Here is a 5,302-nt window from a genome sequence, read left to right as displayed (position 1 = left end):
CCGCAACCGGGCAAAACGGAAGTTTTCGAGGGCGGCAAAGCCGCCCCCGAACCCCGCCGCGTAACGCGTGTTAGTGAAAAATCAGGCGAGCCTATCGCGGCGCGCGCCGGTGCGCGCCGCCAGCCAGCGCACCGGGCCGGGCAGCGCGCGGTCGAAGAGGTACAGCAGCTTGAGGGGTGTGGGGAAGATGATCAGGCGCGCGTCGCGCTCGATGCCGCGCAGCATATGCGCGGCGGCCTGCTCGGGCGTGAGCGTCGGCAGCAGCAGGCGCGAAAGCCTTGGCTCGCGCTCGAGCACGCCGGGGTTGTGCTCGAAGTAGCCGCTGCTGACGCGGCCGGGGATCACCGTAGCCACGCGCACCCCCGTGCCATGCAGGTCGGCGCGCAGCGCCTCGGCGAAGCCGCGCAGCGCCCAGCGCGCGGCGGTGTAGGCCGTGGCGCCGGGCCACGGCGCCAGCGCCGCCGGCGAGTTCACATAGATGAGCCGGCCGCGGCCGCGCTTGAGCATTGCCGGCAGCAGCGCGCGCGTCAGGTAGAGCGCGGCGAAGTATGGCATCGCCATCATCGCCACCGCCTCGTCGGGGCTGGTCTCTTCGAGAAACAGCCAGCGCCCGGCGCCGGCGTTGCTGAGCACGATATCGGGCACGCCCACCTCGGCCAGCACGCGCTCGACCGTCGCCGCCACCGCGTTGGCGTCGGTGAGGTCGACGGGGTAGGCATCGGCCGCGCCGCCGGCCGCGCGGATCGCGGCGGCAAGCTGCTCGAGCGCCGGGCGCGTGCGCGCCAGCAGCACCACGCGCGCGCCCATTGCGGCGGCGCGGCGCGCGCACGCCGCGCCAATGCCCGACGACGCCCCGGTGATCAGCATGGTGCTGCCGCGAACCTGCATACCGCCTCGCTGCTGGCGCGCCAGCCATCCGCCACCCGGCCCGGCGCGTATTTGTTGAAGCCGCCGGCCATTCTAGCTCAGCTGCGCCATGCTCGCAAACCCGGTGGTACAATACTAGCTGTGGGCCAGGGCCTGCGCCGAACGCCCAGCGGAGTGGAAACCGAAGCACCATGTTCAAACTGTACAATACGCTGACGCGGCGGCTTGAGCCGTTCGAGCCGATCGAGCCGGGGCGCGTGCGCATGTATAGCTGCGGCCCTACGGTGTACCGCTACATTCACATCGGCAACCTGCGCACCTTTCTCATGGCCGACTGGCTGCGCCGCACGCTGGCCTACCGTGGCCTCGAGGTGCGCCACATCAAGAACATCACCGACGTCGGCCATATGCGCGTCGAGATGCTCGACCGTGGCGAGGATAAGCTGATTGCCCAGGCGCGCAAAGAGGGCAAGACATCGGCGCAGATCGCCGAGTTCTACACCGAGGCGTTTCTCGAAGACGAGCGCCGCCTCAATATTTTGCCCGCGCACGTGTTTCCGCGCGCCACCGAGCACATCCCCGAGATGCAGGCGATCGCGGCTGGTCTGCTGGCCAAGGGCCTGGCCTACGAGGCCGGCGGCAATGTGTTCTTCGATGTGCGCCGCTTCCCCGAGTACGGCAAGCTCTCGGGCAATCTGCTGGCCCAGATGCTGGCCGGCGTGCGCGACGCCGCCGACCCGTACCGCCGCAACCCCGAGGATTTCCCGCTCTGGAAGCTGGCCGAGCCCGGCCGCGAGATGTCGTGGGAGAGCCCGTGGGGCCGCGGGTTCCCCGGCTGGCATATCGAGTGCAGCGCCATGGCGATCAAACACCTTGGCGAGCAGTTCGATATCCATACCGGCGGCGTCGACAATATCTTCCCGCACCACGAAGACGAGATCGCCCAGAGCGAGGGCTTCACCGGCAGGCGCTTCGTCAACTATTGGCTCCATGCCCAGCACCTGCTGGCCGATGGCCAGAAGATGGCCAAGTCTACCGGCAATGCCTACACTCGCGCCGACGTCGAGGCGCGCGGCTTCGACCCCATGGCGCTGCGGCTGCTGTTCGCCATGATCCACTACCGCAGCCGGCTCAACTTTACGTTCTCGTCGCTGCGCGCCGCCGAGGTGGCCCTGCGCCGGCTGCGCGCCGCCGCGCTGCGCTTGGCCCACGCTGCTGGTGGGCACGGCCTGCCGAGCGCGCAGCTCTCGCCCGCCGCCGAGGCATGGCGCGCGCGCTTTGTGGCCGCGCTCGAGCACGACCTGAACCTGCCGCGCGCGCTCGCGGCGGTGTGGGATATGCTGCGGCGCGACCGCGCGACGCCGCCGGCCGAGCGCCTGGCGCTGCTGCTCGAATTCGACGAGGTGCTTGGGCTGAGGCTAGCCGAGTGGCTGCGCCAGGCCACGAACCAACGAGCAACCACGAAAGACGAAGAAGACCTCGCGCGCGAAGAAACAACGTCTTTGGTCGCTGGTCGCTCGTCTCAGCTCCCTGAGGAAATCGCCGCCCTGGTACAGCAGCGCGCCGCGCTCAGGGCCGCCGGGCGCTACGCCGAGGCCGACGCGCTGCGCGAACGTATTGCCGCCGCCGGCTTCGGCCTGCGCGACACGCCCGCCGGGTCGGTGGCGCTGCCGCGCCTGCCCGAAGACGAGTTCGGCAGCATCTCGCGCCCCGCCGATGCGCCCGACCATCGCGGCGCGGCCGACCGCTATGCGTTCTCGGTGAACCTGCTGGCCCAGAACAGCCGCGCCGACCTTCAGCGCTGTGTCGAGAGCGTCGCGCGGCACGCCGGCGGCCGCCTGGTTGAGCTGGTGATCGTCGACAATGGCTCGACCGACGATACCGTGGCGTACCTGCAGCATCTCGCGCGCGACGGCGTGCGCGCCGCCGACGGCGCGGCCATCCCGCTGACCGTGCTATTCGCCGACCACAACATGGGCTTTGCGGCCGGGCGCAACGCCACTATGCGCGCCAGCCGCGGCCGGGTGCTGCTGCTGATCGACACATCGATCGAGCTGCGCGGCGATATCTGGGCGCCGATCGAGCGCGCCCTGGCCGACGAGCAGGTCGGGCTGGTCGGCCCGTATGGCCTCGCCACCGACGACCTGAAAGAGTTCTACGAAAGCGCCGGGCCGGATGTCGACGCGGTCGAGGGCTACCTGATGGCCTTCCGGCGCGCGCTGCTGCCCGAGATCGGGCCGTTTGAAGAAAAGTTTCGCTTCTACCGCCTGCTCGACGTCTACGAGAGCTTCATGGTCAAAACTGCCGGCTACCGCGTAGTGGCGCTGCCCGAGGTCGCCGAGCAGATCGTCAAGCACCCGCACCGCGAGTGGTACAGCCTCAGCGACGACGAGCGCGCCACCAAGAGCAAGAAGAACTTCGATATCTACAAGCGCCGCTGGCACCACGGCCAGGGCCTGACGGTGCGCGAGTACGTGCCGGCCGATCGCTGGTTCGGCCACGACCACGCCAACCACCTGGGCACGCACAGCCACCCGCCCGAGGAGCTGCCGCCGCCGGGCGTCGCGCATACGCATAAGCATCAGCACTGGCCCGACCACGACCACGAGCACCCGCACGTGCACGGCTGACCGTGCGCGGGCAAAGCGCCTCGGCGATCGTTGAGTCATGAACCATGCGTGGTAGCAGTTGCGCAGTTCGGCTTCCCGAAGCCGTGCATGGTTCCTGCGGCAGCACGGTACTTTTTGATCATCGTGTGTGTGCGGTTTTTCCGCGCGCAGCGCGGAAAATGGACACGTCCAAAAGGAAAGTACCGCTCTGCCGAAGGCTGAGCACGCCGACTGCATAAGTCCTAAGAAGCTGTTTGAAAAGAGGGTTTGGAGGGACTTTGTCCTCCAAGTATCCACTTTTCTGGCGGAGTGCAGCCACATTCGTGGCCGCCACCCGCCAGAGGAAGTGCGAGGGCATAACCCCTCGCGCGCCCTCTTTCAAACGGGCTCTAAGGATTTACGCGGTAGCACGTCGAAAACGAACCGCGATGGGACTATCAGCAAAGGAGAACCCAAATTATGGCACAGCAGAGGATTACGCCCGAGCAGATCGCAAGCTACCAGGAGGCCTTCGAGCGCGACCCGCAGCGCCGCCTGGCCGGCAACGCGGTGGCGAAATCGCCGATCAGCGCGGTTGCGCTCAATCGCCGCGTGATCGCCGGCACCGACCATACCTTCTCGATCATGCTGAAGAGCAACCCGATCACCAACCAGAACCGCAGCGGCCGCTGCTGGCTGTTCGCCGGCCTGAACCTGTTTCGTGTCGAGGCGATCAAGCGCCTGAACGTCGAGAGCTTCGAGCTCTCGCAGAACTACCTGCTGTTCTGGGATAAGCTCGAGAAGGCCAACTATTTCCTCGAGACCGTGCTGTCGACGCTCGACGAGCCGAGCGACGGCCGCCTGCTGATGTTCCTGCTCCAGGCGCCGCTGCAAGACGGCGGCCAGTGGGATATGTTCGTGAACCTGGTGAAGAAGTACGGCGTGGTGCCGAAGTCGGTGATGCCGGAGACCGAGAGCAGCGCCAGCACCGGCGCCATGACCGGCCTGATGCACGCGCTGCTGCGCGAGAACGCGGCTGAGCTGCGGCACATGCACGCCGGCGGCGCGCCGGCCGCCGCGCTACGCGACCGCAAGCAGGCCATGATCGGCAACTTCTACCAGATGCTGTGCGTGCACCTCGGCGAGCCGCCGCGCTCGTTTGAGTGGCAGTGGCGCGACAAAGACCAGGCGTTTCAGCGCGCGGGCACGCTCACGCCGCAGGAGTTCTTCGAGCGCTACGTCGGCTTCGACCTCGACTCGCTGGTGTGCCTGATCCACTGCCCCACCGCCGACAAGCCGTTCGACCGGCTGTACACCATCCAGCACCTCGGCAATGTCGCCGAAGGCCAGATCGTGCGCTACCTGAATGTCGACATGGCCGTGTTCAAGCAGGCTGCCGTCGAGATGCTTAAGGACGGCCAGCCGGTGTGGTTTGGCTGCGATGTCGGCAAGATGCTCGAGCGCGACCTGGGCATCCTCGACATGGAGCTGTTCGATTATGCCTCGGTCTATGGCTTCAGCTACCGCGCCGACAAGGCCGAGCGCGTGGAGTACGGCCACAGCATGATGACCCACGCCATGGTCTTCACCGGCGTCGACCTCGACGCCGACGACCGCCCGCGCAAGTGGCGCGTCGAGAATAGCTGGGGCGATAAGATCGGCGATAAGGGCTTCCTGGTGATGAGCGACCGCTGGTTCGACGAGTACATGTACGAGGTTGTGGTCGACAAGCGCTTCGTGCCGGCGGCGCTGCTGCCGCTGCTCGAAGCCGACCCGACGGTGCTGCCGCCGTGGGATCCGATGGGCGCGCTGGCCGCGGCCGAGTGATCGGCGTGGAACGTCATATG

The 5,302-nt window shown here is 67.4% G+C and carries 3 protein-coding genes; 2 read left to right on the top strand and 1 reads right to left on the bottom strand.

Features of this window, described 5'->3' with window-relative positions; translation table 11 throughout:
* Positions 1-81: 81 nt before the first annotated feature.
* Complete coding sequence (locus U0177_RS28865) at positions 82-888, bottom strand: SDR family NAD(P)-dependent oxidoreductase (protein ID WP_409574157.1); 807 nt, start codon at positions 886-888, stop codon at positions 82-84.
* Positions 889-1,058: 170 nt separating this feature from the next.
* On the opposite strand from U0177_RS28865, the gene cysS reads away from it, so the two are divergent.
* Together cysS and U0177_RS28855 are read left to right on the top strand one after the other, a co-directional pair.
* On the top strand, positions 1,059-3,497 hold the full coding sequence (gene cysS / locus U0177_RS28860) for a cysteine--tRNA ligase (protein WP_409574156.1): 2,439 nt from the start codon (positions 1,059-1,061) through the stop codon (positions 3,495-3,497).
* 438 nt (positions 3,498-3,935) lie between these two features.
* A complete protein-coding gene (locus U0177_RS28855; protein ID WP_409574155.1) occupies positions 3,936-5,282 on the top strand; it encodes an aminopeptidase C in 1,347 nt (448 codons plus the stop codon).
* Positions 5,283-5,302: the final 20 nt, after the last annotated feature.

Source organism: Kouleothrix sp. (genome assembly GCF_046328425.1).
Taxonomy (GTDB): domain Bacteria; phylum Chloroflexota; class Chloroflexia; order Chloroflexales; family Roseiflexaceae; genus Kouleothrix.
This window is presented reverse-complemented; position numbering and strand designations above follow the sequence as displayed.

Bases quoted from the DNA above. Each gene is read 5' to 3' on its own strand.
- U0177_RS28865 (WP_409574157.1), bottom strand. From the start codon at position 888: ATGCAGGTTCGCGGCAGCACCATGCTGATCACCGGGGCGTCGTCGGGC.
- U0177_RS28855 (WP_409574155.1), top strand. From the start codon at position 3,936: ATGGCACAGCAGAGGATTACGCCCGAGCAGATCGCAAGCTACCAGGAG.
- cysS (WP_409574156.1), top strand. From the start codon at position 1,059: ATGTTCAAACTGTACAATACGCTGACGCGGCGGCTTGAGCCGTTCGAG.